1 protein-coding gene is annotated in these 396 nt (G+C 55.6%); it reads left to right on the top strand.

The window, feature by feature from the left end:
- A partial coding sequence (locus C6A77_RS25160; protein WP_114172032.1) for a DUF3304 domain-containing protein occupies positions 1-396 on the top strand: 396 nt, incomplete at both ends.

Consider the following 396-nt stretch of genomic DNA (forward strand, 5'->3'; position numbering starts at 1 on the left):
GCCTGTTGATGCCAGCGCGATCTATGGCGTCAACCATACCCATTGGGCGATCAACCGGTTCAGTGTCGATGGCCGTTTAGCCGTTGACATTATTGGTCCATTTCAAGGCGGAGGTGGTGGGTGCTGTTACGTCGCACCAGCCCGCTGGTCTTCGGGGCTGACGGTGCGGGTTGACTGGGAAACGGGTGCCGGTAGCGCAATAGATTTTCCCGGGACAGAAGATTGGACCAAAGTTATGGTTTGGAGAGAAAAAATCCTGGCGCAGAAGCGCAGGCACAGCAAAGTTGTTGCTGTCCCGGACTATACCGGCCAAGAAGTTTGCGGCATTACCGTGCATTTCCTGCCCTGTGATGACATTCAGGTCACTACCTCCTGTTACGCCTACGGCAGCCCTGA

It is taken from the genome of Pseudomonas sp. AFG_SD02_1510_Pfu_092, from assembly GCF_003331055.1.
Taxonomy (GTDB): Bacteria; Pseudomonadota; Gammaproteobacteria; order Pseudomonadales; family Pseudomonadaceae; genus Aquipseudomonas.